This is a genomic window from Kitasatospora sp. NPDC101157 (assembly GCF_044768255.1).
Taxonomy (GTDB): domain Bacteria; phylum Actinomycetota; class Actinomycetes; order Streptomycetales; family Streptomycetaceae; genus Kitasatospora.
The window spans coordinates 327,635-354,243 of record NZ_JBIWPL010000005.1 but is presented as its reverse complement, the minus strand read 5'-3'; the positions used below and the strand labels follow the sequence as shown (position 1 = coordinate 354,243).

22 protein-coding genes are annotated in these 26,609 nt (G+C 72.4%); 17 read left to right on the top strand and 5 right to left on the bottom strand.

The features are described from left to right. The first annotated feature begins 79 nt into the window (after positions 1–79). Positions 80–766 (top strand): transglycosylase family protein, encoded by a 687-nt coding sequence (locus ACIRVF_RS14160; protein ID WP_402816551.1) that lies wholly within the window; start codon positions 80–82, stop codon positions 764–766. A gap of 72 nt (positions 767–838) precedes the next feature. On the opposite strand, the gene ACIRVF_RS14155 is transcribed toward ACIRVF_RS14160, so the two are convergent. From ACIRVF_RS14155 to ACIRVF_RS14140, 4 genes are all read right to left on the bottom strand, one after another. Further along, positions 839–2,650, bottom strand: coding sequence for an amino acid transporter (locus ACIRVF_RS14155; protein WP_402816847.1), 1,812 nt, complete (start codon positions 2,648–2,650; stop codon positions 839–841). A gap of 486 nt (positions 2,651–3,136) precedes the next feature. Further along, positions 3,137–4,735 carry a multicopper oxidase family protein gene (locus tag ACIRVF_RS14150; protein WP_402816550.1) on the bottom strand — a complete coding sequence of 533 codons (1,599 nt, stop codon included), beginning with the start codon at positions 4,733–4,735 and terminating at the stop codon, positions 3,137–3,139. 89 nt (positions 4,736–4,824) lie between these two features. Beyond that, positions 4,825–5,325 (bottom strand): hypothetical protein, encoded by a 501-nt coding sequence (locus ACIRVF_RS14145; RefSeq protein ID WP_402816549.1) that lies wholly within the window; start codon positions 5,323–5,325, stop codon positions 4,825–4,827. 123 nt (positions 5,326–5,448) lie between these two features. Beyond that, positions 5,449–6,336: a LysR family transcriptional regulator gene (locus tag ACIRVF_RS14140; protein WP_402816548.1), complete on the bottom strand. Its 888-nt coding sequence runs from the start codon at positions 6,334–6,336 to the stop codon at positions 5,449–5,451. A 138-nt stretch (positions 6,337–6,474) separates the two neighbouring features. On the opposite strand from ACIRVF_RS14140, the gene ACIRVF_RS14135 reads away from it, so the two are divergent. The 7 genes from ACIRVF_RS14135 to ACIRVF_RS14105 all read left to right on the top strand — a co-directional run bounded on the left by ACIRVF_RS14135 (position 6,475) and on the right by ACIRVF_RS14105 (position 14,802). Next, complete coding sequence (locus ACIRVF_RS14135; RefSeq protein ID WP_402816547.1) at positions 6,475–7,521, top strand: YncE family protein; 1,047 nt, start codon at positions 6,475–6,477, stop codon at positions 7,519–7,521. A 140-nt stretch (positions 7,522–7,661) separates the two neighbouring features. Next, on the top strand, positions 7,662–8,270 hold the full coding sequence (locus tag ACIRVF_RS14130) for a hypothetical protein (protein WP_402816546.1): 609 nt from the start codon (positions 7,662–7,664) through the stop codon (positions 8,268–8,270). Positions 8,271–8,419: 149 nt separating this feature from the next. Then, on the top strand, positions 8,420–9,256 hold the full coding sequence (locus ACIRVF_RS14125; RefSeq protein ID WP_402816545.1) for a hypothetical protein: 837 nt from the start codon (positions 8,420–8,422) through the stop codon (positions 9,254–9,256). 89 nt (positions 9,257–9,345) lie between these two features. Further along, complete coding sequence (locus tag ACIRVF_RS14120) at positions 9,346–9,747, top strand: YccF domain-containing protein (protein ID WP_402816544.1); 402 nt, start codon at positions 9,346–9,348, stop codon at positions 9,745–9,747. Between the two features lie 530 nt (positions 9,748–10,277). Beyond that, positions 10,278–11,699, top strand: a complete 1,422-nt coding sequence (locus ACIRVF_RS14115; protein WP_402816543.1) for a phytoene desaturase family protein — start codon at positions 10,278–10,280, stop codon at positions 11,697–11,699. Between the two features lie 164 nt (positions 11,700–11,863). Beyond that, positions 11,864–13,186: a histidine--tRNA ligase gene (gene hisS / locus ACIRVF_RS14110; protein ID WP_402816542.1), complete on the top strand. Its 1,323-nt coding sequence runs from the start codon at positions 11,864–11,866 to the stop codon at positions 13,184–13,186. Between the two features lie 254 nt (positions 13,187–13,440). Next, entirely contained in the window at positions 13,441–14,802 is a 1,362-nt protein-coding gene (locus ACIRVF_RS14105) for a PLP-dependent aminotransferase family protein (RefSeq protein WP_402816541.1), read from the top strand. Here the strand turns inward: ACIRVF_RS14105 and ACIRVF_RS14100 are convergent, their stop codons facing one another. After that, entirely contained in the window at positions 14,803–15,681 is an 879-nt protein-coding gene (locus ACIRVF_RS14100; protein ID WP_402816540.1) for a LuxR C-terminal-related transcriptional regulator, read from the bottom strand. A gap of 679 nt (positions 15,682–16,360) precedes the next feature. On the opposite strand from ACIRVF_RS14100, the gene ACIRVF_RS14095 reads away from it, so the two are divergent. The 9 genes from ACIRVF_RS14095 (at position 16,361) to ACIRVF_RS14055 (ending at position 26,567) form a co-directional block, all read left to right on the top strand. Then, positions 16,361–17,713, top strand: coding sequence for an MFS transporter (locus ACIRVF_RS14095; protein WP_402816539.1), 1,353 nt, complete (start codon positions 16,361–16,363; stop codon positions 17,711–17,713). 16 nt (positions 17,714–17,729) lie between these two features. Next, positions 17,730–18,947 (top strand): acetyl-CoA carboxylase biotin carboxylase subunit family protein, encoded by a 1,218-nt coding sequence (locus ACIRVF_RS14090; RefSeq protein WP_402816538.1) that lies wholly within the window; start codon positions 17,730–17,732, stop codon positions 18,945–18,947. Positions 18,948–19,021: 74 nt separating this feature from the next. Further along, positions 19,022–20,299 (top strand): ATP-grasp domain-containing protein, encoded by a 1,278-nt coding sequence (locus ACIRVF_RS14085; RefSeq protein WP_402816537.1) that lies wholly within the window; start codon positions 19,022–19,024, stop codon positions 20,297–20,299. Positions 20,300–20,416: 117 nt separating this feature from the next. Beyond that, positions 20,417–21,235, top strand: a complete 819-nt coding sequence (locus tag ACIRVF_RS14080) for a class I SAM-dependent methyltransferase (protein ID WP_402816536.1) — start codon at positions 20,417–20,419, stop codon at positions 21,233–21,235. 9 nt (positions 21,236–21,244) lie between these two features. Further along, on the top strand, positions 21,245–22,270 hold the full coding sequence (locus ACIRVF_RS14075) for an LD-carboxypeptidase (protein WP_402816535.1): 1,026 nt from the start codon (positions 21,245–21,247) through the stop codon (positions 22,268–22,270). A gap of 131 nt (positions 22,271–22,401) precedes the next feature. After that, positions 22,402–23,769: a histidine--tRNA ligase gene (locus ACIRVF_RS14070; RefSeq protein ID WP_402816534.1), complete on the top strand. Its 1,368-nt coding sequence runs from the start codon at positions 22,402–22,404 to the stop codon at positions 23,767–23,769. A 78-nt stretch (positions 23,770–23,847) separates the two neighbouring features. Beyond that, positions 23,848–24,390 (top strand): hypothetical protein, encoded by a 543-nt coding sequence (locus ACIRVF_RS14065; protein ID WP_402816533.1) that lies wholly within the window; start codon positions 23,848–23,850, stop codon positions 24,388–24,390. 4 nt (positions 24,391–24,394) lie between these two features. Further along, complete coding sequence (locus tag ACIRVF_RS14060) at positions 24,395–25,384, top strand: hypothetical protein (protein ID WP_402816532.1); 990 nt, start codon at positions 24,395–24,397, stop codon at positions 25,382–25,384. Then, the gene (locus ACIRVF_RS14055) at positions 25,371–26,567 is read left to right on the top strand and encodes a cytochrome P450 (protein WP_402816531.1); all 1,197 of its coding nucleotides are present in this window, start codon (positions 25,371–25,373) and stop codon (positions 26,565–26,567) included. The genes ACIRVF_RS14060 and ACIRVF_RS14055 overlap by 14 nt, the downstream gene beginning before the upstream one ends. Positions 26,568–26,609 lie beyond the last annotated feature (42 nt).

Genomic DNA, 26,609 nt, shown 5'->3' with positions numbered 1-26,609 from the left:
GCCCCATCCGGCGTGCCTGGGTGGGAACGCGCCGCCTCCGGGCCGGTGCACGCCCTGTCCCCGGACCTGAGAGCCGCCCATGCCTTCCACCGCCCGTCTCCGCCGCTTCGTCCCGACCGCGCTCTGCGCCCTCGCCGTCGCCCTCGCCGCACCCGCGGCCCACGCCGCTCCCCCGGGCGGCGACAGCGGGACCGACCCCGGCGGGAGGACGGACGGCGGCCGGTACGACTGGGACCGGGTGGCGGCCTGCGAGAGCAGCGGCAACTGGCACATCAACTCCGGCAACGGCTACTACGGCGGGCTCCAGTTCGACCAGCCCACCTGGCGGGAGTACGGCGGCCTCGCCTACGCCCCGCGCGCCGACCTCGCCGGCCGCGAGGAGCAGATGGCGGTCGCCCAGCACCTGGCCGACCGCCGCGGCCTCTCCCCCTGGCCGGTCTGCGGCGCCCGCGCCCTCGGCGGTCACGGCCAGGTCCACGGCCACGGGCCCGCCCGCAGCCGGCAGAACGCCTCCGACCAGGAGACCGCCACCCGCGACCACGAGCGCGACAGCGTCCTGCCCCCGCCCGCCGGCATCCCGAGCGGGGACGGCGGGGCGAGCGGGGACGGCCAGTGGACCGTCCGGGAGGACGACACCCTGGACGGGGTCGCCACCGCCCTGAACGTCCCCGGCGGCTGGCCCGCGCTCTACGCCCTCAACCGTTCCACCGTCGGCGACGACCCGGACGTCATCCAGCCGGGCCTGGTACTGCGCCTGCCCTCCTGATCCCATGGGAACGCCTCGGCCCGCCCCATCCGGATGGACGGGGCGGGCCGAGGCGTTCGAGCCGGGCTCCGGTCAGCCGACGTGCACGCGCGGGCGCTTGGTGCGGTCCGGCTCCGCCTCCCGCAGCACCTCGCGGGTCACCGGGGCGACCTCGCCCTGTCCGAACAGGAAGAACCGCAGGAACTGGGCGAAGGGGTTGCCCTCGGTCCACTCGAAGTACAGGTGCGGCCGCTGCCCGGTGCGGTCCCGGACGGTGAGCGCCAGGGCGGCGATCGCGTTCGGGATGCTGGAGCTCTCCAGGGCGAGCACCCGGTACCGGCCGTGCAGCACCTCGCCGCGCACGGTCAGCTCGGACTCGAAGTCCGAGGCGTCCCGGACCGTCACCTCCACGAAGACCAGGTCGTCCTCGCCGGGGATGTCGTTGTCGGCGCGGATCTGCCGGATCTTGTCGCGGTACTCGGCGACGTCCCGGTTGGTCGGCTCGTTGGCGATCAGGCGCAGCGGCCGGTGGGCGTAGTCGCGGATGAAGCGCTCGGCCGTCTCGTCCAGCACGACGTCCGTGACGCGCAGCTCGAAGGCGCGCTTCAGGCGGGAGAGCAGCGACACCAGGATGATGCCGGCGATGAAGCAGGCACCGATCTTGACGCCGTCCGGGCGCTCCATGGTGTTCAGCACGGTGGTGTACAGGAAGACCGCCGCGATGAGCCCGAAGCCGATGGTCCAGCCGCGCTGGCGCTTCTTGTAGGCGGCGATGGTGACGGCGATGGCCGCCGAGCTGATCAGCACCAGCACACCGGTCGCGTACGCGCCGCCCTGGGCGTCGACGTTGGCGTCGAACAGCCAGGTGATCAGGAAGCCGACGACGGTCAGGACGATCACCATCGGGCGCACGGCGCGGGCCCAGTGCGGGGCCATGCCGTAGCGCGGCAGGTAGCGGGGCAGCAGGTTGAGCATGCCCGCCATGGCGGAGGCGCCGGCGAACCACAGGATGGCGATGGTCGACAGGTCGTAGACGCTGCCGAAGCCGCCGCCCAGGTACTGGTGGGCGAGGTAGGCCAGGGCGCGGCCGTTGGCCTGGCCGCCGCTCTCGAACTCGTTGGCCGGGATGAGCAGGGTGCAGATGAAGCTGGTCGCGATCAGGAAGGTGCTCATGATCACGGCGGCGGTGGTGAGCAGCTTGCGGGTGCCGCGGATCCGGCCGACCGGGTTCGCCTCGGTGTCGCCCGCGTCGCCCTTGATGTGCGGCATCACGGCGACACCGGTCTCGAAGCCGGACATGCCCAGCGCGAGCTTCGGGAAAACGACGAGCGAGACGCCGATCATCACGAAGATGTTGCCGTGCTGGGTGGTCAGCGCGTTGGACCAGTCGGTGACCACGTGCGGCGCCTGGATGATCTTCCAGATGCCGACCACGACGACGACCACGTTGAGCGCCAGGTAGACCCCGACCAGGCCCACGGCCAGGCCGATCGCCTCGCTGAAGCCCTTGAGGAAGACCGCACCGAGCAGGGCGACCAGGATCAGCGTGATCAGCATCTGTTTGCCGCCGAGGACGCCCGTCAGGTGCGGGTTCTCGACCAGGTGCGCGCTGGCGTCGGCGGCCGAGAGCGTGATCGTGATGATGAAGTCCGTCGCCGCGAAGCCGAGCAGGGCGAGGACGAACAGCTTGCCCTTCCAGAACGACAGCAGCCGCTCCAGCATCGCGATCGAGCCCTCACCGCGCGGGCTCTCCTGGGCGACCCGCCGGTAGACCGGCAGCGCGCCCAGCAGGGTGACGAGCACCAGCACGATCGTGGCGATCGGCGACAGCAGGCCGGCCGCGAGGGCGGCGATGCCCGGCTGGTAGCCGAGCGTCGAGAAGTAGTCCAGACCGGTCAGGCACATCACGCGCCACCACTGCTGGCCCGTGTGCGCAGCGTGACCGAGGTCGGCGGAGTCCCCCGGCTCCTCACCGTCCTGCCGCGCCCGCTCCGCCTCGGCCCTCTTCGCGGCGGCCCTCTCCGGGGACATGTCCTCCAGGAGCCAACTGCGGAGCCGTATTCGCGCCGACGACGGATCCTCCGTCGTCGTCGCCGTCGAACCCGACGAAACCACCTTGCACCTCTTGTTCAAGACCCCGTAAAAGCGCCGTCGGGCGACGGCAGTGCGCCAGGCTATGCGACGGGCGTTAAGGTCACGTCATCGGGCCGCGTTAAGAAAACGTCATGGATCCGCAGGTCGGGGCTGGTGGCACGGTGCGGGCGGGCGTCGGGCGGGCTCCGCGCGGGCGTCGGCCGGGCGCTGGTCGGGCGTCGGTCGGGCCTCCGCGCGGAGCCGGTGCCGGGGCGGGGGTGCGCTCCGCCGCCCCGGCGTCCCGGATCCTGGACGGGGTTACGCCCGGTAACCGAGGACGGTCATCATGCCGGTCTCCGAGTGGTACACGTTGTGGCAGTGCACCATCCACAGTCCCGGGTTGTCGGCGTCGAAGTCGACCGCCAGGGTCGTGCCCGGCAGCACGATCGCGGTGTCCTTGCGCGGGCCGTCGGCGCCCAGCGCAAAGCTGTGCCCGTGCAGGTGGACGGGGTGCCACATGCTCGTGCTGTTGCGGAACTCCAGCCGCACCCGCTCGCCCGCCGCGACCGGGTAGCGCTGCGCCGGGTCGTACGTGCGGCCGTTGAACGCCCAGTCGGCCTTCGCCATGCCGCCGGTGAGCTCCAGCCCGACCGTGCGGTCCGGCGCCTTGGCGGGCAGCCGGACGCCCGGGTCGGCCTTCAGCTGCCCGGCGGTCAGCAGCCGGCCGTCCAGCTCGGCCGGGCGCACCGCGGCGTCGGGCGCGGCCCCGCCACCGGTGCGCAGCAGGGCCAGCGCGGTGGCGTTCTTGCCCTCGGCGAGGGCGGTCAGCGGGAAGACGCCGTCCTTGACGGTGACCAGCACGTCGTAACGCTCGCCCATGCCGAGCAACAGCGCCTGGGTGGTGGCCTGTTCGACCGGGAAGCCGTCGGTGTGGGTGACGGTCAGCTCGTGGCCGCCGAGGGCGACCCGGTAGGCGGTGTCACCGCCCGCGTTGATCAGCCGGATCCGGATCCGGTCGCCGGGCTTGGCGGCGAAGGTCTCGGGGGCACTCGGCAGGCGGCCGTTGACCAGGTGGAAGGGGTGGGAGACGTCGCCCGCGTCCCCGCCCAGCAGCGGGCTGGCCGCGCCCATCAGCATCCTGGACGGGCCGGTGGCCGGGGTGGCCGTGCCGCCTCCCATGTCCATCCCGGGCATGCCGTGCGACGAGTGGTCCATCCCGCCCATGCCCTTGGCGAGTTCGGCGAGCACGGCGTCCGGGGTGCTGCCGTCGACCCCGTCCACCCAGTCGTCCAGGACGACGACCCACTCCTTGTCGTAGCGCAGCGGCTCCTTCGGGTCCTCGACGATAAGCGGCGCGTACAGGCCGCGGTCCTGCTGGACGCCGGAGTGCGGGTGGAACCAGTAGGTGCCGGGGTGGGAGAGCGCGAAGCGGTAGTCGAAGGAGGCGCCGGGCCTGACCGGCTCCTGGGTCACCCCCGGCACGCCGTCCATGTCGTTGCGCAGGGCGAGGCCGTGCCAGTGCAGCGAGGTGGGCTGCGGCAGGTGGTTGGCGAGGGTGAGGGCGAGCGTGTCGCCGAGGGTGGCGCGGACCTCCCGGCCGGGCAGGCGGTCGCCGTACGCCCAGCTGCGGACGGTCCGTCCGCCGAGGTCGAGGGTGGTCTCGGTGGCGGTGAGCACGACCTTGCGCTCGGGGCCGGGCCTGCGCTTCGCCTCGGCGGCCGAGACCTCGGGGCCGTTCGGGGCGACGAAGCCGGTGGGCGCGGCGGCCGGGCCGGTCGGCCCGTGGTTCATGGCGCCGTGGTCCATGCCCTTCATCGAGTCCGAGCCGGAGCCCGAGCCGGAGCAGGCGGCGATCAGTCCGGTCCCGGCGGCGGCGAGCGCGGAGGCCAGAACGGTACGACGGGTGGGTGTGCGCATGACGGAGTGCACCTCGTGCAGTGGTGTGGGCGTGCAGGACATCGCGTCGGCCGTTCCGTGCACCCGGGCACGGGACGGCGGACGCGCGCCTACTGACGCAGCACCGAGAGTCTGCTGAGGAGTATCCGCCCGCCCCCGGGCGGCGGCAGCGCCCGAACCGCGCGCAGCAGCCGCGCCCGCACCTCGGCGGCGGCGTCGCCGCTGCGGCGCAGCAGCTGACCGGCGACCAGGAACACCAGCGTGCAGCCGGCCGGCACGGCGAGGCAGACCGCCATCGGGTCCATGCCGTCGGCAGCGACGGGATCCACCACTGCGTGCGCAGCCCCGCCGGCCACCGCATGGTGCCCGGCCATCGCGTGGTGCCCGGCCATCGCGTAGTGCCCGGCCATCGCGTGGTGCCCGGCCATCGCGTGGTACCCGGCCATCGCGTGGTACCCGGCCACCTCCTGCGCGGCCGTCGGCCGCGGACCGTGTCCGCCGTGTCCCCCGCCGGGGTGGCCCAGCGTGTGCATCGTCACGATCCCGAACAGCAGCGCCGCGAGCACCAGCAGCCGCGCCACCGACGAACCACACGGCCGCTGCTGCGCCATGCCCCGCCTCCCGCGACCGCCTCGCTCCGCCACTTACCCCCGCAGGGTATCCCGAGCTGCTCCCGACCACCGACCTGGGGCCCCGACGACACGGCCGGCCCCCAAACGGGCCCCGGACAGGCCTTAAGCCTGCCGCACCGCCGCCGCCAGGTGCGTACGGAACCAACGCTGGCCCGGATCGGCCGAGTTGCGCGGGTGCCAGGCCATTCCCAGCTCCAGTGGTGGGAGTGCGAGCGGGATCGGAAAGGTGCGCAGGCCCAGCGCCTCGAAGGTCCGCGGCAGCCAGTCCGCCGGGCCGAGGGTCACCAGGTCGCTGCCCCCGGCCAGCAGCATGGCACCGGTGTGACTGGGCACCACCACCGCGACCCGGCGGCGCAGCCCGCGCTCGGCCAGAGCGACGTCGATCGGCCCGTGCCGCCGGCCGCGCCGGGACACCCCGATGTGGTCGGCGGCGGCGAAACGCCGGGCGGTGATCCGCCCCTCGAACAGCGGGTGACCACTGCGCGCCACGCCCACCACCGGCGCGGTGACCAGGGGTCGGGTGCGGACCTCCGGGTCCAACTGCCCGAGCACGCCCACCTCGACGTCCACCACGCCCTGGCGCAGCGCCGGTCCGCCCTCCATGGCCTCGGGCAGGAACACCACGTCCACGCCGGGGGCCTCGGCGCGGATCCGTTCGATGAGCGGGCCGGCCACCCGGACCAGTACGGCGTCGCCGGCCTGCACGGTGAAGGTCCGCTCCAGGTGCGCCGGGTCGAAGCCCGCGCCGGGGCGCAGCAGGTTCTCACAGCCGCGCAGCAGGTCCGCGACCTCCTCGCGCAGTTCGAGCGCCCGCGGGGTCGGCACCAGACCCTGGCCGGCCCGCACCAGCAGCGGGTCGCCGACGGTCCGGCGCAGCCGGGCGAGCGTCCGGCTCACCGCCGCCGGTGAGGTGCCGAGCCGTTCGGCGGCCCGGGTGACGCTGTTCTCCTGGAGCAGGGCGTCCAGGGCCCGTAGCAGGTTGAGGTCCATTCATGGCTCCTGAACTGCGGTTTTGCGCTGTGGTCAATGATCCAGTGCCAATCCTTGCATTGTTCGGCCGCTGCGGGGCGCGGAGAGTGGAACCGTCCGAACCGTTTCCGCGACACGTCATCACTTCCAGGAGTCCACGTGCCGAACGACCTCCGTTCCCACCTCACCGGCGACGTCCTCGCCGTCGTCAGCCAGAGCGGCGCCACCGTCTCGTTCTTCGACGCCGCCACCGACGCCCTGCTCGACACCCTCGAAGTCGCCGCGGAGCCGCACGAGTTGTGCTTCGACCCGACCCGGCGCCTGCTCTGGTGCACCACCGCCTACCACTCCGGCTACTACCACGCCCACAGCGGCCGCAGCACCAAGCTGACCGTCATCGACGCCGACACCCGCCGGATCGTCGAGGTGATCGACCTGGCCCCCGAGCACGGCCCGCACGGGCTGGCGCTGGACCTCGACCGCGACCGGCTCTACGTCAGCGTCGAGGCCTCGGCGGACCGCCCGGGCGGGGTGGTGGTCATCGACCTCACGACCCGCCGCCCGCTGGGCCGGATCGACACCGACGCCCCCGGCCCGCACTGGTTCGCCATCTCCCCGGACGGGCGCACCGGTTACGCCACCAACAAGGAGGCGCCGTTCGTCTCCGTGGTGGACCTCGGCCGCGGCGTGCTGACCGCCAAGGTGGAGGTCCCCGGCAGCGAGGGCCTCGCCGTCTCCCCGGACGGCGACCGGGTGTACGTGGCCGCGCCCTACCTCGGCTTCGCCGGGAAGCCCGACGCCGAGCCCGGCATCCACGTCCTCGACGCCCGCACCGGCTCCGTGGTGGAGGTGCTGCCCACCGGGTCCGCCGTCATCCCGGTCCACCTGACGTCCACCGGCCGACTGCTGACGGGCGAGATCAACGCCACCCCCGGCGCCGACTCACCCCTCGGCCGCCAGGCCCCCGGCCGGCTGACCGTCTTCTCCGCCACCACCCACCGGCCGCTCGGCTCCGTCGAGGTGGGCCGGTTCCCGCTGACCATCACCTCCTCCCCCGACGGCCGCTTCGGCTACGTGTCCTCCGTCGTCTCCTCCACCGTGGACGTCGTCGACCTCACCACCCTGACCCCCGTCAGCCGCCTCACCGTCCCCAAGCGCACCGAGGCGGGCGCCCACGGCCTGGCCTACCTCCCGCTCCGGGCCTGACGCCACCGGGTTCCGGGCGCGGACCGCGCCCGGAGCCCTGCCCACGCCCGGAGGCTTGCCCACGCCCGGAGGCTTGTCGCCGCCCGGGGCGGAGAGCATCCTGAGGCACGCCCGTTGTTCCGCGGGTGGGGGGAGGCACGATGAGACGCTGCTTCGGCGTGCTCTGCTCGACGGTGGCGCTGCTGGCAGCACTGACCGCGGCTACCGGGTGCGAGCCGGTCGTCGACTCCGGCGCGTTCCGGCCCCCGGTGCTCAACCCCGAACCCGCCCCGTCCTCCGCCCAGTGGATCGTGGACCTCGTGGCCGGGCTCAACACACCACCCCGGTGCCCGAAGCCCACGCTGCCGACCCTGGCGGTCCTCGACACCGACGGCCGGGACCGGGCAGTCGCCTTCTGGCTGGTGGACCACCTCGACGTCTGCTACGCCGTCATCAACCACCGGGGCGAGACACCCACGACCATCTGGCTCTCCCCCGTCGAGGACCTCATCGCGCGCACCCCCATGCCCGCCGACACCACGCCGGGCGTCGACTCCTACGCCTTCACCGCCTACCGCGGCCGGGTGGACGACATCCGGGTCACCGGCGATCCCGACCACCTCGTCAGCCCCGTCCACCACCTCACCGTCGACCTCGGCCTCGGCGACCTCGTCACCTTCGCCGCCTACCACTACCGCATCCCAGCGACCGGCAAGCCGCTCACCCTCACCCTCTGCACCCCGACCGCCTCCTGCCGCGACGCCCACTGACCCGGCCCTCCACGACCGAGCCGCTTCCGAGACGCCCCGAACGGCTCGGCGCGGCGTCAGATCCGCGGCCGTGACGGGCGTTCGCATCGAGCCGGCTGATCCCTTCCGATTGGTCACGGTCAGACTTCTGGGCAAAGCTGGAGGTGACTATGAACAAGAGCGAAAAAATCATTTCCAACGCCAGGAAGGGCAACTTCCTTGCCGGGCTTCCGGATCTGCTGGAGATCGCGTCCAGGAAGGGCGGGGCTCGGGGGCCGGTGTGGGAGGCCGCGGCCGCAGCGGTGCAGATCCTCTTCTGGACAGGAGAGTTCGCCCGGGCCGCAGATCTGACTCAGAGTTTGATCGAGCGCGATGGCCCGCTCGGAGGAGAGCTGTGTGATCAGTCCACTCCTTTCCGGTCGGCGCTTCTCGCGGGCCAGCTCTACGCGGATGAGCCGGCTGCGCCCCGGCTGGCTGCCTGTGCCGAGCGAATCCCCGACGGTCGCCATCTGCGGAGGGACCTCGAATGGCTCTCCCAGGAACTGCCCCGGCAGGGCGTCGAACCCCTTCTTCCGTGCCACAGCGACTGGGGTGGTGCAGTTCGCCCGCTGGACGGCGTCATCGGGGCGGGGCTCATCGAGCGGAACTACCAGGAACTCGGCAGGTCGCAGCGACGGCTGGTGTGGGAGGCGCTGTCCGAGACCAACGACTTCGGGCGGGCGCACCAACTGCTCACCGACACGGGAGATGAGCCCGAGCAGTACTCCGTCTGCCTCTGGATGGCGGGGTGGTACGCGGCTCGCGGCGAGGTCGAGCACGGCGAGCGGATGCTGCTGGCCGCGCACGGCCGGTGGTGGCCTTTTGCCAAGTGGGACGCCATCCCGGATGCGCCCGTTGTCCAGCCGGTCCTTCGTTCGGTCGTCACCGACAAGGTGCGCGACCATTACCTCACCCGGCCGATCGGCCCAGCAGCTCTACCCCCGCCCGCGACCCGAACCGATCCCTGAGGAGCGTCCCCTAGGGGAGTGGACACGCCCGGCCGCGGGCAAGGCACGGTCGTAGCTGTGAGTCCGTCGAGCATGAGAAGGTACGCCCCATGAAGGTCATCGACTTCGTTCTCAATGTCATCTGGTTGATTTTCTGTGGCATTTGGATGGCCATCGGGTACGCCATCGCCGGCATCGTGTGCTGCGTGCTGATCGTGACCATCCCGTTCGGCATTGCTTCGTTCCGGATCGCCGGCTTCATACTGTGGCCGTTCGGGCGGACCACCGTCGAGCGCCGGGACGCCGGCGCGGCGTCCTGCATCGGGAACGTGATCTGGGTCGTCTTCGCCGGGTGGTGGCTGGCGCTCGGGCACCTGCTCACCAGCATCCCGCTGTTCCTGTCGATCATCGGCATCCCCTTCGGCTGGGCCAACCTCAAGATGATCCCGGTCTCGCTGATGCCGCTCGGCCGCGAGATCGTCTCCACCGACCGGAAGTGGGGCACCTACTAGCTCGACTCCGTCGGGGATCTCCGAGCCTTCCCGGTGTGCCGGCCTGGTCAGTGGGCCTGCTCGGGGCTGACCGAAGACCGTGGAGTTGTCGAGGTGTCAGTTGTCGCGCCGCCCCCGCCCCGGCGAGCAAGTCCTCTCTCTGACAACGCGGATCGCGCGGGCGAGCAACGGGCGGCACGACGGCGATGTGGGGCAGGGACCAGCTGGACGGGCTGGGGCGCGACGAGGACTTCAAGGGCTGGTCCCGGACACGGCAGGCGCCGCTGCCGAGGCCGGCCGAAAGCCCACCTGCAACGCGTACTCACAGCCATCGCCGTGAACATCCAACGGCTCAGCGGCCGGCCCGTCACCGAGGGAGCTCCCGGGACCGCCGACCACCTTCCATGCCTTCCTGGACGAGAACGGCTCCCCCCCGACCGAAGTCCTGGCGAGCCCGTGGCACTTGAGCCCGACCGTCCAAGAGCCCCGACAGAGCCGGGCTAAGGTGCCGTGGGGGAAGCGCCGACCGGCGCGGAAGGGGAGTGGCGGCGATGACGAGGGCTGTGGTGGTCGGCAGTGGGCCCAACGGGCTCGCCGCGGCGATCCGGCTCGCCCAGCGGGGCGTGACGGTGCGGGTGTTGGAGGCGCGGAGCACGATCGGGGGCGGTACCCGGTCCGGTGAGCGGACGCTGCCCGGGCTGCTCCACGACGACTGCTCCGCGATCCACCCCACCTGTGTCGCCTCCCCGTTCCTGCGAACGCTGGGACTGGAGGCGTACGGGCTGCGCTGGCGGTGGCCGAGCGCGGAGCTGGCGCACCCGCTGGACTCGGGGGCCGCAGGGGTGCTGTGGCGCGACGTGGACCGGACGGCCGCGGACCTGCCGCGGGCCGACGGCAGGGCGTGGCGGCGGGTGTTCGGCCCGATGTCCCGGCGTTTCGACCGGCTCGCCGAGGACGTCCTCGGGCCCCCGCTCCACGTCCCGGCCGCACCGCTGGCCTTCGCCGGGTTCGGCGCCCGGGCCGTGCTGCCCGCGTCCTGGACCGCGCGGCGGTGGCGCGGCGAGCAGGCCCGGGCGCTGTTCGGGGGCGTGGCGGCCCACGCGTTCAGCTCGCTCCGCACGCCCTTCAGCAGTGCCGTCGGCCTCCTGCTGACCGCCGCCGGCCACGCCCACGGCTGGCCGGTGGCCGAGGGCGGCTCGCAGGCGGTCACCACCGCGATGGCGCGGCTGCTCGGGCGGCTCGGCGGCACGGTGGAGACGGGCGTGGAGGTCGCCGACCTCGCCCAGCTCGACCGCCCGGACCTGGTGCTGCTCGATGTCGGTCCGCGGGCCGCCGCCGGGATCCTGGGCGACCGCCTGCCGCGGCGGACCGCGCGCGCCTACCGCCGGTACCGGTACGGGCCGGCGGCGTTCAAGGTGGACCTGGCGGTCGAGGGCGGCGTTCCGTGGACCAACGAGCACTGCCGCTCGGCGGGGACGGTCCACCTCGGCGGCACCTTCGAGGAGATCGCGGCCGCCGAGGAGGCGACCGTGCGCGGCAGGATGCCCGGTCGGCCGTTCGTGCTGGTCGGCCAGCAGTACCTGGCCGACCCGTCCCGCTCGGCCGGCGACCTGCACCCGGTCTACGCGTACGCCCACGTGCCGCACGGCTACCGGGGCGACGCCACCGGGGCGGTCCTCGACCAGATCGAGCGGTTCGCCCCCGGGTTCCGGGCGCGGGTGCGCGCCCGGTCCGTCCGGACGGTGGAGCAGCTGGCGACGGACAACGCCAACCAGGTCGGCGGGGACATCGTGGGGGGTGCCAACTCCGTGGGCCAGCTGCTGCTGCGGCCCCGCCCCGCGGTGGACCCGTACGCGACCGGGGTGCCCGGCGTGTACCTGTGCTCCGCCGCGACCCCGCCGGGCGCGGGGGTGCACGGGATGGCCGGCTTCCACGCGGCGGAGTCGGCCCTGCGGCACCTGGCGGCGCGCTGACGGACCGGGGCGGAGGCCCGTCGCCGGGAGCGGCCGTCCGGGACAAAGGCGGTGAACCGGGGCCGGGCTTGCACGTACCATGATCTGGTCCATGCAGCAGGGCCAGTTGACGCGGCATCAGCGCCGCCGGGCCCTCCCCAGGTGTCGAGGAGAGAGCAGCGCACATGACCGACCAGCAGGTTGTCCGACCGGCGGCCATCAGCGGATTTCCCGAGTGGCTCCCTGAGGTGCGGCTCGTCGAGCAGCATTGGCTCGACGTCATCCGGGCGGGCTTCGAGCGGTACGGCTTCTGCTCCGTCGAGACCCCGTCCGTGGAATCCCTCGACGTTCTGATGGCCAAGGGCGAGACCTCGCAGGAGGTCTACACGCTGCGCCGCCTCCAGGAGGATCCGAACGACGCGTCGGACGCCAAGCTGGGCCTGCACTTCGACCTGACGGTGCCGTTCGCGCGCTACGTCGCCCAGCACTTCAACGACCTCGTGTTCCCGTTCAAGCGCTACCAGATCCAGCGGGTCTGGCGGGGCGAGCGCGCCCAGGAGGGCCGCTTCCGCGAGTTCACCCAGTGCGACATCGACGTCATCAACGTCGACCGGGTGCCGCTGCACTTCGACGCCGAGCTGCCCCGGATCATCCACGAGGTGATGACCGAGCTCGACCTCCCGGCGTGGACCATCAACGTCAACAACCGGAAAGTCCTGCAGGGCTTCTACCAGGGCCTGGGCGTGGACGACCCGCTGGAGGTGATCCGGACCGTCGACAAGCTCGACAAGATCGGCGTGTCCGGGGTGAGCGAGCTGCTCTCCCGGAAGGTCGGACTGACGGACCGGCAGGTCGGGGCGTGCATGGAGCTCGCGGGCCTGCGCGGCACCGACGCGTCCGTGGTCGAGGACATCACCGGCATCGGCGTCCGCTCGGAGCTGCTGTCCGAGGGGCTGGACGAACTGGCCTTCGTGCTGGACTCGTTGAGCGACCTGCCGACCGGGAGCCTGGTGGCGGACCTGTCCATCGCCCGCGGCCTGGACTACTACACCGGTACGGTCTACGAGGGCAAGTTCACCGACTGGCCGGGCTACGGCAGCATCTGCTCCGGCGGCCGCTACGAGAACCTGGCCGGCTCCTTCATCCGCCGGAACCTGCCAGGCATCGGCATGTCCATCGGGCTGACCCGGATCTTCGCCAAGCTCCTCGCCGAGGGGCTGCTGCCCACCGGTCCGACCTGCCCGAGCGACCTGCTGATGGTGCTCCCGGAGGACGGCGAGCGCGCTTCCGCGGCTGCGGCGACCGCCGGGCTGCTGCGCCGGCGCGGCCTGAAGGTGGAGCTCTACCACCAGCCCGACAAGGTGGCGAAGCAGGTGCGCTACGCCTCCCGCAAGGGCATCCCGTACGTCTGGTTCCCGCCGCTCGGCGACGGCCGGGAGCACGAGGTCAAGGACCTGGTCACCGGAGACCAGTCCGCGGCCGACCCGGAGACCTGGCGGCGCCCCTGAGGGAAGCGGCCGCGCGCGACCGCGCGGGGCGGGACGAGGACCGGTGAAGGGCCCGGCGGGCACGGCGACGGCCGCCCGCCGGGCCCGTCGCCGTCCGAGGGCCGAGACGGCTGGTCCGGTTGGCTCGTACCGGACATGGCGACCAGCGGACGGCCGGGGATCTTGAGGCCGCCGCGCCGTTGCGCCCACGATGGGAACCGGGCGGGAGACCGTCCGGCACCCGTACGGCACCGGTTCGACGAGACGGAGTCCCCATGGCCACCGCGCCCCACCCGAGCGAGGACGGAGCCCGCGCGGCCGTCGCGTCGGCGCGCCCGCCGCGGATCGAGGCCGCGGGGCTCCACGAGTCCGTCGGGGATCCGGTGCTGACCTCCATGACGTTGCTGAACGAGATCGCCGGTCGCTTCCCGGACGCGGTCTCCTTCGCGGCGGGCCGCCCGTACGAGGGCTTCTACGACACCCGTGCGCTGGCCGGCCACCTGCGCACCTTCGAGGACTACCTGCGGTGGGAAGCCGGGTTGACGGACCAGGAGGTCACCCGGGCGTTCTTCCAGTACGGCAGGACCAAGGGCATCATCCACGAGCTGATAGCCCGGCACCTGGCGAACGACGAGGGCCTGCGGGCCGATCCCGAGGACATCCTGGTGACCACCGGGTGCCAGGAGGGCATGGTGCTCGTGCTGCGGGCCCTGTGCCGGGACCGGCGCGACGTGGTGCTCACCTCCTACCCGTCCTACGTCGGGTTCCTGGGGGCCGCCAGGCTGGTGGGCATGCCCGTGCACGGGGTCCGCGAGGGCGCCACCGGCATCGACGTCGATGACCTCACCGCCCGGATCAGGCGGGCCCGCGCCAAGGGCCTGCGGCCCCGCGCCTGCTACGTCGTCCCGGACTTCGCCAACCCCAGCGGCGCCACGATGACCACGGAGGACCGGCGGCGGTTGCTGGAGGTGGCGGCGCAGGAGGACATCCTGCTCCTGGAGGACAACCCGTACTCGATGTTCCGCCTCGCGGGGTCGCGCCCGCCGACGCTGAAGTCCCTGGACCGCGACGGGCGCGTGGTGTACCTCGGGTCGTTCGCCAAGACGGCGTTCGCCGGTGCCCGGATCGGCTACGTGGTGGCGGAACAGCCGGTGGTGGACGGCTCGGGCGGCAGCACACGGTTCGTGGACGAGCTCGCGAAGCTCAAGAGCATGCTCACCCTCAACACCTCCACCGTCGCCCAGGCCGTCATCGGCGGCTACCTGCTGGAGCACGGGTGCAGCGTGGAGAAGGCCTCCGTCCGGGAGGCCGCCGTGTACCGGGAGAATCTCCGGCACCTGCTGGGCGGCCTCACCGAACGGTTCGGCGAGGGCGGCGCGGACGGGGCGGCCGGGACGGTCAGTTGGAACACCCCGAACGGGGGGATGTTCGCCGTGCTGAGCGTCCCGTTCCGCGCGGACCGGGCCATGTTGGAGTACTCCGCGAGCCGCTTCGGGGTGCTGTGGACGCCGATGGAGCACTTCTACGCGGGCACCGGCGGTCAGCGGCAGCTCCGGCTCTCCTACAGCGTGCTGTCCCCGGAGCGGATCAGCACCGGCCTGGACCGGCTGGCCGCCCTGGTCCGGGACCGCGCCTGATCAACCGGCCAGCTGCCGGTCGCGGATGTCGCCCAGGTCGAGCACGCCCGACTCGGAGAGCTTGACGGCCGCCTGGAACCGCGTCTGGACCCGCAGCCGGTCCAGGAGCTGGGACACCTTGCGGCTCAGCGTCCGTGTGGAGATGCCGAGTTGGCGGGCGATCGCCTCGTCCTTCGAGCCCATCGCCATCATGTGGACGACCATCCGTTCCGAGGGGCTGAGCATCTCGCCGACGCCGTCCGACCCGTCGGCCGAGGTCAGCGGCGCGGCGACGGCCCAGTGGAAGCCGAAGATGGCCCGCAGCGCCGCGACGACCTGACGGCTGCGCACCGCGAAGGCGCCGCGCGCCGTCTGCTGCGGATCCATCGGCAGGATGGCGACGTCGTCGTCGATGACGATCATGCGCAGCGGTACCGCCGGGGCGACCCGGATCTCGGCGCCGTGCCGGGACACCTCGGTGAGGTACTCCCCGAGGTGGGGCACCGCCACCAGGTGGTGGGCGTAGATGGCCTCCAGGCGGACGCCCTGGGAGAGTGCCGCGAGGTCGCGGTGGATCATCTCGTCGAGCAGTTCCACCGGCGGCACGCCGCCCGGGTGCATGGCCTGTTCCCGGACGCGGGCGTCCAGTGCCCGTTCCTCGATGTACTCGTTGACCGCCGAGGCGGTCGGCAGCATGTCGATGGTCGCACCCTCGGACGGACCGGCCTGCGGAGGGAACTCCCGCAGGAGGGAGAGGATCTGTTCCTGCCGGTACGACCACTCCCGCATCCAGCTCTCGGCGAGTTCGCGTTCCAGGGACACCAGTCGCGAAAGGGCGTGGCCCGGCCGCACGACCTGGTGGCCCGACGGTTGCAGCGGGGCCGGCAGCAGGAGGCCCATTTCCTTCAGGCGCCCGACGGCCCGTTCGGCTTCGAGCGGTGAACACCCCATCTCCGCGGCGATGTCCTCCGGATCCCAGGAACATCGGTCCTGGGCCGTGTGGTACAGCCGCTGAACCAGGTCTGTGGAATCGATTCCGGTTGTCACGAAGCAGTCCCCCATGAATGTCGTTCCCCCGGCCAGGGCGGACCCTGGCGGTCTTCTGACACTACACGACCTTTACGACGGGGCCGCCGGGTTTGCCGCCCGGGAACTATTCGGAACCATCCCTTCCATTTGGTCTCCGCTTTCCCCTTTTAGTTGAGGTTTTGACTGACTCCCAGCCAATTCATCCGGCACCCCGGCTCGGCCCGCCGGGCGGCCCGGCAGGCGGGGCCCACAGCGGCCTCGTCGGGTGGACAACCCTGCCCGCGGGCGGGTCGGCCGCCCGTTGTCTCAGATGTTGAGACAGCCGGTGCGGCTGTCCTCATCCCGTCAAGGCGAGCGGACGAAGCCGGGAACGCTGGACCGGCGCCCCCGCGCCGGGAAATGATCTGAATAGCGGGTGAGCCGGTCACGGGGGCCAGGAATCCCGCCGGACGGAAAGGGGGAATCGTGGAGAAGCTCATCAACGGATGGTGGTGACGAATTCACGGGAAAGCGTCGGGACGCTCTCTGGAATTGATCGGACGGAGGACCGGTGACAGTGCGTCTGGGAAAGCGGTACTGGCTTCTCTGGTCGTCCTCCAGCCTGGCCGCGCTGGGCGACGGGATGCGACTGGTGGCACTGCCGCTGCTCGCGTACTCCGTCACCGACGACCCGGGGAACATCACCCTGATCATGGTCTTCGCCTCACTGCCCGGACTGCTCGTCGGCCCCCTGGCCGGCGTGCTCGTCGACCGGCTCGACCGCCGACGGGTCATCGCCGCCGCCAACGTGCTGCGGGCCGTCCCGGTCCTGGTGTTCGCCGCGTTCGTCCAGTCCGGCGAGGTCCGGCTCCCGCTGGTCTACGCCCTGGCGCTGCTGCTCCCGGTCTTCGAGGTCATGGTGGACAGCGCGGTGCAACCACTGATGTCGGAGCTGCTGCCGGAAACCCTCCTGGAAAAGGGCAACTCACGGATCTTCATCGCCCGGATGCTCGCCCAGGACGTCCTGGGATCGCCCGTCGCCGGAGCACTGATGGCGGTCTCCGCCAGCCTGCCGTTCCTGGTCAACGGCGCGACGTTCCTCGGCGCGACGGTCCTCGTCCTGCTGCTCGGCGCCCGGCCGGCGGTCCGCGGACCGCTGCCGGCGGCCGTGGCAGCCCCGGGACGGGACGCGCCGGACCGCGGTGCGGCCAGGGTCCGGCGGGACCTCAAGGAGGGCATGGCGGCCATCTGGCAGACGCCCATGCTCCGTACCATCGCCCTGACCTCGGCCGTACTGAACTTCGTCCTGCTCGTCGGCTCCTCGCTGCTGGTGATCTACGCCAAGGAGGACCTGCGGCTCACCGACACCCAGTTCGCGCTGCTGTTCTCGGCGGCCGCCGTGGGCAGCGCCCTGGGCGGATGGGCCGCGCCGCACATCGTCGAGCGGCTCGGCACCAGGCTGACCATGACCGTCGGACTGGTCGCGATCGGCGCCTCCCGGGCGGGCTTCGGCCTCGCCCACGGCTTCTGGAGCGCGATCACCGCGTTCTTCGCCATCGGCACGGCCTGGTTCGTCTTCGGCGTGGCCGTCACCTCCTACATGCAGCGGGCCACCCCCAACTCCCTGGTCGGACGGGTGTACGCGACGAGCCAGGCGCTGAGCTACGGAGCAGCCGTTCTCGCGGCCCTCACCGCCGGCGCACTGGCCCGCGTCACCAGTGTCCGCAGCATCATGCTGATCGGCGGCCTGGCCGCGATCGCCTGCGGCCTCGTGGCCTGGCGCACCACCTCCCCGGGGCCGGACCGGGACGGCCGGAACGCCGCCCAGGAGCAGGGCAACGGGCCCGCGACGGTGGGACCAAACGCGGACCGGGCGGAACGCCCGGAACTCGCGGACGACTTGAACACCCAAGCACTCGACTGAAGCAGGGGACTGGCCGATGTCAGGATCGTTGGACGTACTCATCCTCTCCAAGAGGTCCGTCGGTGGCGTCCGCCACCTCGCGGAACTGCTCCGGAAGTCGGGCCGCCGGCCCGTCCTGGTCTCCGAGAACCCGGAGGACATGAACCGCGGGGCCTGCGACGCCCACGTGGTGGTCGACTGGACCGCCGACGGCCCGGAGCGGGCGGTGGCCGCGATCGACGCGGCCGGCGTGGTGCCGACCGCCGTGGTCAACCTGGTGGATCCGCTGGTGCAGTGGCAGGCGTGGCTCGCCCGGCACTACGGCCTGCCCGGCGGCGAGCCGGCCCGGGAGGTCCTGGTGAGCAAGGCCCGGGTCCGGGAGGAGATGCGCCGCCTGGGCCTCTCCGACCTCTGGTCCGGTCACGGCGCGGCGGGCTCCTACCCCGTCGAGGAGGTCCCGGCGTACCCGGTGATCGTCAAGCCGTGCACCGATTCCGGGGCCTCGCGGCTGGTGCGGCGCGCCGACGACGCGGAGCAGCTCCGGGCGGCCCTGCGGGACATCGGCGCGAGCGCCGGCGCCGGGTTCGAGGTGATCGTGGAGGAGTACGTGGACGGCACCGAGGTCTCGATCGACGGGCCGCTGATCGACGGCCGGTTCCGCGGCCTGCTCCACGTCGAGAAGAGCGGGCGGGACGAGGCCCGCAACCACGACGTCGGCGTCCTCCACTCGCCGGTGCGCGGCGAGCGGCTCACCCGGGGCGTCGAGCTGGTGGAGCGCCGGATCACCGCGCTCTGCACCGCCCTCGGCCTCGACCGGGGCTGGCTGCACGTCGAGGCCCGGATCGCGGCGGACGGGGGCGCGGAGCTGATCGAGATCAACCCGCGGGTCGCCGGCGGCATGCACCCCGCCGCGATCACCCGCACCTGCGGTCTCGACGCCGTCGAGGAGATGCTCCTGATGGCGCTCGGCCAGGAGGACCTGGAGCGGCTCGGCTCGGCGGCCCGCAACGACGAACTCATCGGGATGGTGCACATCGAGCCCGACCGGATGGGCAAGGTCGTCGACGTGACCCCGCTGGAGCGGATGAAGGAGCTCCCGGGGGTGCTCGACGGCTACGTCTGGGACGACTTCGAGGTCTGGTCCCTGGACAACGAGAACTTCTTCGCCGCGTTCATGGTGACCGGAGGCACGGAGGCGGAGGTCGCCGAGGCCGCGGACCGGGTGCACCGCGAGTTCTCCTTCCGGCTCGGGTGAGCCGGCCGCACCTCCCGCCCGCACCCACCACACCGCCCGCAGCCGTGCCCGAACCCTCCCAAGGCAGGAGCGCCATGTCAGCAGTGCCCGGACCGCCGCAGATCGTCATCTGCAAGTGGAACGTCCACCTCACCAGGTCCATGCTGGACCTGACCCCCCGCGTCATCGTCATCCTCGACGAGTTCGACACCGCCTGCATGAACCCCGACTGGGACCTGCTGGCGAAGGCCGAACGGGTCTACCGGATCAAGGACTTCGACTCGATCGAGGAGATCGCCGCGATCGCCGCGGACCTCGCCCTGCGCGGCGCGGAGATCGACCGCATCGTCAGCTTCACCGAGTTCAGCCAGTTCGGCGCCGGCTACCTCGGGGTCCTGCTCGGGCTGTCGGACGACCCGATGCGGCACGTCGCCTTCCGGGACAAGCGGTTGATGAAGGACCGGGTGCGCCGGGCCGGCGTGCCCGCCGCGGCGTGGCACACCCTGGTGGACCCCTCCGACGAGGCGGACGTCACCGCCGTCCGCGAGCGACTGGCCTTCCCGGTGGTGGTCAAGCCGGTGGCCGGGTCGGGCGCCATCGGGACGGTCAGGGTCGACCGCCCCGAGGATCTGGACCGGGTGCTGCGCGGCCTCGAACCCGACCCGCACCTGAAGTCCCACCAGCTCACCGTCGAGGAGTTCGTCTCCGGACGCGAGTACCACGTGGACGCCCTGTGGCGCGACGGCGAGGCCCACTACCTCATCATCAGCGCCTACTACCGGCCGCGGATGGCGGTCCTCGACGACGACCCGGGGGCCGACGACACCCCGCGCGACGGCAGCTACGTCGTCAACGAGGCGGACGCCCCGGACCTCTACCGGCGGATGCGCGAACTGCACCGGAAGGTCAACGGCGCCCTCGGCATCACCGACGGCCCCACCCACCTGGAGGTCTTCGAACGGCCCGACGGCGAGCTGGTCTTCTCCGAGATCGCCTCCCGGATGGCCGGCGCCTGGATCGGAGCCGTGATCAGCGCCTGGCTCGGCTACGAGATCCACGAGGCCATCGCGGCCAGCGCCGTCACCGGCACGATCCCCGTGCCCGCGCCGAGCCGCCCCCATCTCGGCGGACTCCACCTGCGCCCCGAGGGGCCCGGCCGGATCACCGCGATCCCCGAGGAGTCCGAGATGCTCGCCGTCGACGGTGTGCTGCGGGCGCAGCGGCTGCGCGCGGTCGGCGACACCGTCGAGCACGCCCACCCGTCCGAGTGGTGCGCCTTCGTGACCCTGGGGGCCGGGAGCCGCGAGGAGTACGACGCGCTGGCCCGCCGGGTGACCGACCTGCTGCGCGTCGAGGTCGAGCCCCTCGGATGACCCGCGACCGGCGAACGCCGGCCGCTCCCCGAACTGCTCGCGGCCACCGGCCGCGAGGAAGCCAACCGACGTCCACGGCCGACGAACGACGACGGCCCGACCGGAGGAGAGACACGCATGACCACCGTCAGCGACATCGAGAAGATGAACTACAACCAGCTCATCGGCGTGGTCCGCGAGACCAACCGCCCGCCGGGCGGCATCCGCAGCATCGCTCAGATCGCCGCCAACGGTTTCCTCACCAAGGACTCGCACGTCCTGGAGATCGGCACCAGCACCGGCATCACCGCCGTCGAGCTGGCCAAGCTCGTCGGCTGCCGGATCACCGCGATCGACATCAACGAGGAGAGCCTCGTCGAGGCCCGCCGCCGCGCCGAGGAGGCGGGCGTGGCCCACCTCATCACCTTCGAGCGCAAGGACGCCACCGACACCGGCTACCCCTCCGGCGCGTTCGACATGGTGTTCTGCGGGAACGTCACCTCGCTGATCCCGGACCGGGACAAGGCCCTCGCCGAGTACACCCGGGTCCTCAAGACCGGCGGCTTCATCGGCGCGATCCCGATGTACTACATCGACACCCCGTCCGACCAGCTGATCGACGACGTGCGGGCCGCCATCCAGGTGGACATCACGCCGCTCTACCGCGACTTCTGGATCGACTTCTTCGTCGGCGGCGAGCGGCACGCCTACTTCGTCCAGGACTACCGCTTCGACGCCGTCCCCGCCGACGAGGTCGACCGCTTCGTGGACGACATCCTGCGTCGCCCCCACCTCGCCGAACTGCCCGAGGACGCCCGCAAGCTGGTCCAGGAGCGCTACCGCGAGTACATGCAGCTGTTCCGGGTGAACCTGAGCCACATGGGCTTCACCACCCTGCTGCTCCGCAAGGAGCCGGCGGACGTCGAGCCCGAGCTGTTCGTCTCGACCGCGGTCTGAGGCACGGCCGTGATCACCTGGCCGTCCCCGCTGACCGACGGCGCGACCCTCGCCGTCTGGGCCCCGAGCTCCCCCGCCCCGGTCGCCTTCCCCAGGCGCTTCGCCCGGGGGGTGGAGAGCCTCGGCTCCGAGGGCTTCACCGTGCGGCCTCTGCCCTCCTGCGAGGCGGCCCGGGGCGTGTCGACCCTGGAACCCACCGCGCTGGCCGAGGAGTTGCACCGCGCGCTGCTCGACCCGGAGGTCGACGGCGTGATGGCGGCGGTCGGCGGCTGGACCCTGCTCAACGTGCTGCCGCACCTCAACTGGCAGCTGATCGGAGAGGCCGGCAAGCCGCTGATCGGCTACAGCGACCTCACCACCCTGCTCAACTCCGTCTCCCGCCGGTCCCACCTGGTGGCCTTCCACGGGCCGATGCTGGTGTCCGAGTGGGGCGAGGCGGGCGGGGTCTGGGAGTACACCCGGGAGGAGTTCCGCGCCCTGACCGGCGGCGCGGGGCTCCACCCCGGGCGCCCGGTGGCCGAGCCGCCCGAGTGGTCGGACGAGCTGCTCTGGTGGGACAAGGAGGACACCCGGCCGCGCGCTCCCCGCGAGGGCGAGCGGATCCGGACCGTACGGGCCGGGACCGGGGGCGGGGTCGAGGGAACGCTGTGGGGCGGCTCGCTGTCCGTCCTGTCGCTCACCTGCGGCACCCCGTACGCGGACCCGCCGCAGGACGCGCTGGTCTTCCTGGAGGCCGAGGGCCTCGCACCGGACGAGTTCGCGGCCCGGCTGTGTCAGCTGCGGCTGGCCGGGGTGTTCGACCGGGCGGCCGGCGTTCTGGTCGGGCGGATCGGCGGGGCCCGGGCCTGCCTGAGCGGCTTCACCGGGTTCGACGACGTGCTGCGCGACCTGCTGCCCGCGCACCTGCCGATCGCGGCGGGATACCCCTTCGGGCACTCGACGCCCATGCTCACCGTCCCGGTCGGCGGCCGGGCCCGGCTGGACTGCGCGCCGGACGGGCCGCCCCGGCTGACCCTCCTCGCGCCGACCGCCTGACGGACGCCGGCCCGGCCGCCGACGGCTCCACCGTCCGGCGGCCGGGCGGACCCGGCGCCCTCCCGGGTGCCTCGCGGGTTCCCCGGTGCCGAGGGCAACCCGCCTTCACCTACACGAGATTGGATCGCTTCATGAGCACCACGACATCCGGTCGTGACGACGCCTCGGTACGGCAGCTCGACATCTCGATGCCCGGCTTCCCCGAGTCCCTGCCCGCCGACGTGATGTTCGAGCAGGACATCATCCGGACGATCGGGAAGGGCTTCGAGGCCCGGGGCTTCCGGCCGCTGGACTCCGCCTGCATCCAGCGGCAGGAGGTCCTGGTCGCCGGCGGCGCCCAGTACCTCGACGGCGGCATCCCGGAGTTCGCCTTCACCGTCCAGGAGCCGCCGGAGTCCTACACCGGGGCCAACTTCGCCCTGCGCTACGACCTGACCGTCCCGGTCTCGCGCTTCATCGCCGAGCATTCGAGCAAGCTCTCCTTCCCCCTGCACGTCTACCAGATCAACAAGGTCTGGCGGGCGGAGCAGATGCCGACCGCCACCCACTGGCGGGAGTTCTACCAGTGCGACGTGGACGTCATCGGCCAGGGCGAGCTCAGCCTGCTCTACGACGCCGAGATCGCCAACGCCCTGGTGGGGGCCTTCCGCAACATCGGCGTGGACGGCTTCACCGTCCGCATCTCCAACCGCAAGGTGCTCGCGGCCCTGCTGGACAGCCACGGCGTGCGGGTCCACCGGGCCCGGGCCATCGTGCAGATCCTCGACAAGGGCAACCGCCAGCCCGTCGAGGAGACGGTGAGCCAGCTGGTCGCCTCCGGCATCCCCGAGCACGTCGCCGCGGACCTCGGCCGGCTGGTCTCCTCGCCGACCCTCTCGGACGCCCGGGACCTGCTCAAGCTCCGGGGCGCCGACCAGGTCGGAATCGAGGAGCTGGACACCGTGATCAGCGCCGCCCACGACCTCGGCGTGCCGGAGGACCACCTGGTGCTCGACTTCTCGATCACGCGGGGCCACGACTACTACACCGGGACCGTCTTCGAGACCTTCGCCACCGGGCGCGAGCACTGGGGTGCGATCGGCGCGGGCGGCCGCTACCAGGACCTGCTGAAGCACGTGAACGGGAGCAGCTACCCGGGCGTCGGCATGTCGGTCGGTCTCGCGCGGCTGATGGGCCTGCTGCGCGAGGACGGGGTGCGCAAGCAGCAGGGCCTGCGGCACGAGGCCGTCACCGTCGTCCGCCGCGAGGACGGCGACGCCCAGGCCGTGACCGGAACCGTGCGGCGGCTGCGCGAGGCCGGCCTGTCCGTGCAGGCGGTCTTCGACCCGGTCGGCGCGGACAAGGCGCTGAGCATCGCGACGGAGGCGGAGGTGGGCTTCCTCGTCTCCCTCCAGGCCGCCGGTTCCGCGACGGTGCGGGAGATGGCCTCCGGGAACGAGCGCGGCGTGCCGATCGAGGGTGTCCCGGACGCGATCGCCGAGCTGCGCCGGGCCGGCTGACCGGAACGACCCCTGATGGCCGGCCGGGGGGTGCGGCGCCCGCCGCACGCCCCGGCCCGCCGGGCTGGAGACCACGCCATGCAGCACACAGTCCGTTCGCGGGCCGTACTCCTGGGAGCGGCCGCCTATCTCGGCGTCCAGTTCTGGCACACCTTCCGGAACCGGAATTCCTGGCCGTTCTGCGCGTACAACATGTTCACCTACGAACTCCCGGAGCGCTGGCAGCAGTTCAGGGTCGTCCTGCACGACTCCGCGGGCGGCGTCACCGGACCCGTCGACCCGTGGCCGCTGCTCCCGGTGGAGTTCTTCCGGGTCGTCGCGATCATGAACCGGATGTTCTTCGTCAACGAGGACGCGGAACTGCGCACCCGGTTCTGCGCCCGCACCCTCGACCTGCTCAACCGCACGTCCTGGGCGGACTTCGACGAGGTGCGGGCCTCCTTCCGGGCCCCGGCGGGGGCGGAGTTCACCGCCCTCGACGTCTACCTGGTGGAGGTCGACCGGGACTGCGACGCGGTCGACCGCAGCTCGGTGCGCTCGGCGCAGCTGATCCACCGTCACGATCCCACCGGCGCCGCCGCCGGGACCACCGTCCACTGGCCGCACGAGACGAGCAGGTAGCCCCATGAACCTCCCCGGAACAGCCGGCGGACCGCGCGCGGCACGCGCCGTCGGCCGACGGCTGCACGAGATCTACGTCCGCCAGGACCACGCGCTGGACCGGCTGCCGCTGGTCCGCCTCACCACCGGCGCCGCCGTGGTCCGTACGGTGTGGCACCTCCCGCCCGGCCGGTTCCTCGCCGACTACACCCGGCTGGCGGACGAGGCCGGGGAGGAGCCGGTCGAGGGCCGGCCGATGGACCCGCGGGCGTACGAGGCGCTGCGCGCCGTCGCGGCGGTTTCCGCCGGGGCCTGGGCGCTCGGTGCCGGGCACCCGGTCGTCCGGGTCGCGGCGAACGTGTCCTTCGGCCTGTTGCAGCGTCAGGTGGTGCGACTCGACCGGACCCTCTGGAGCTACAACAGCCACCTGAACGTCTTCCTCGGGCTGCTGTCCCTGGTGGACGACGTCGAGCGCGACGGGGACCGGGACGCCGCGGCCGGGTACGCCACCGCCGTGGTGGCCGCCCTGCAGTCCTACTACGCGGCCATGTACCTCCAGTCGGGCCTGGCCAAGGTGGTCACCGTCGGCTGGAAGTGGACCCGCGGCTCGACGCTGCGCGGCGCCTGGGCGGAGCTCGGCACCCCGCTCGGCAAGCGGCTCTCAGCGGTGGAGCCCAGCCCGGCGCGGGCCGCCTCGACCCTGGCGCTGGTCTACGAACTCGCCTTCGCTCCGCTGATGCTGATGGCTTGGCGGCACCGGCGGCTGCTGGGACTGTCCTCCGCCGCCTTCCACGGCGCCGTGAAGGCGACCATGGACATCTCCTTCTGGCACCTGTCCTGGTACTCCGTCCCGCTGTTCGGCGCCCCGGACCGGGCGGTCGCCGCCTGCTCCCGGGTCCTGACGGCCGGCCGCCGCAACCGGTGGGCCGGTGCGGGCCTCGCGGTGGCGGGTGCCGCCGCGGGTGCCGCTCCACTTGTCGTGTCCTGGCTGAAGGGTAGGCGTGCGCGTGTTTGACCCGGAGATCCTGCTGACGCAGGAGACGGCGTTCGACCCGTACCCGGTGTTCGCCCGGATGCGGGCGCTGGACCCGGTGCACTGGAACGAACCGACGAACTCCTGGTACGTCACCACCTACGACGACGTCGCACGGCTGCTGCGGGAGGAGAGCCTCTCCGCCTGCCCGGGCGACTACACCGGGCCGCAGCGCGAGGAGGACCGCCCTGAGGTCGAGGAGGCCATGGCCTTCTTCAACTCCTGGATGGTCTTCAGCGACCCGCCGCACCAGACCCGGCTACGGGAGACGGTCGCCCCCGCCTTCCCGCGCCGCAGCGCCGAGGCCTGGGCGGGCCACGTGCGCCGGACGGCGCGGGAGTTGCTCGAAGCCGTCGGCGAGGGGGAGACCGACCTCTTCGACGCCTTCGCCGCCCCGCTGGCCGTCCGTCTCACCTGCGCGGTGCTCGGGGTGCCGGAGGAGGACGTCCGGCTGGTCCGGGACTGGTCGACCCGGCTGATCGGCTTCCTCAGCACTCCCACGGCGGACGCGGCGCGGGCCAGGACCGCCCTCCGGGCCCGGGACGACCTGCGGGACTACCTCCGGGGCACCGTCATCCCCCGGCTGCGCGCCACCGACGACGACCGGCTGATCCCCCTGCGCGGGATCGCCGAGCTGGACCCCGAGGACGCGCTCGCCCTGTTCACCCAGCTCCTGACCGGGGGGATCGACCCGGTGGCCAGCGCCCTGGCCACGACCGCCGACGTCCTGGTGCGCCGGGACCCGGCGACCCGGGCGCAGGCGCTCGCCCGTCCGGAGCTGCTGGAGGCGGTGGTGGAGGAGGCGCTGCGGTACGACGCGCCGTTCCACTTCGTCCCGCGGACCACCACCGTGCCGCTGGAGGTCGGCGGCCGCCGGGTGCCGGCCGGGCGGCGCCTGGTCCTGGTGATCGCCTCGGCCAACCGGGACGAGGCCGTCTACGAGGACCCGGACGCGTTCCGCCCGGGCCGCGGTGGGCCGCGCCACCTGTCCTTCGGCCTGGGACGGCACTACTGCCTGGGCGCGCTGCTGTCACGGGTCGTCCTCCGGGAGGGCGTGCTGGCCCTCCTGGAACGCCTGGACGGCACCGGGGTGCGTCCCCTGGGCTCCGTACGAACCCCGGCCTTCGGCGTCACCACCTGGCAGCGGCTCATGGTCGCGGTCTGAGTCGCCGTCCGAACCACCGCCACCCGGTCCCGGGAGAGAGCC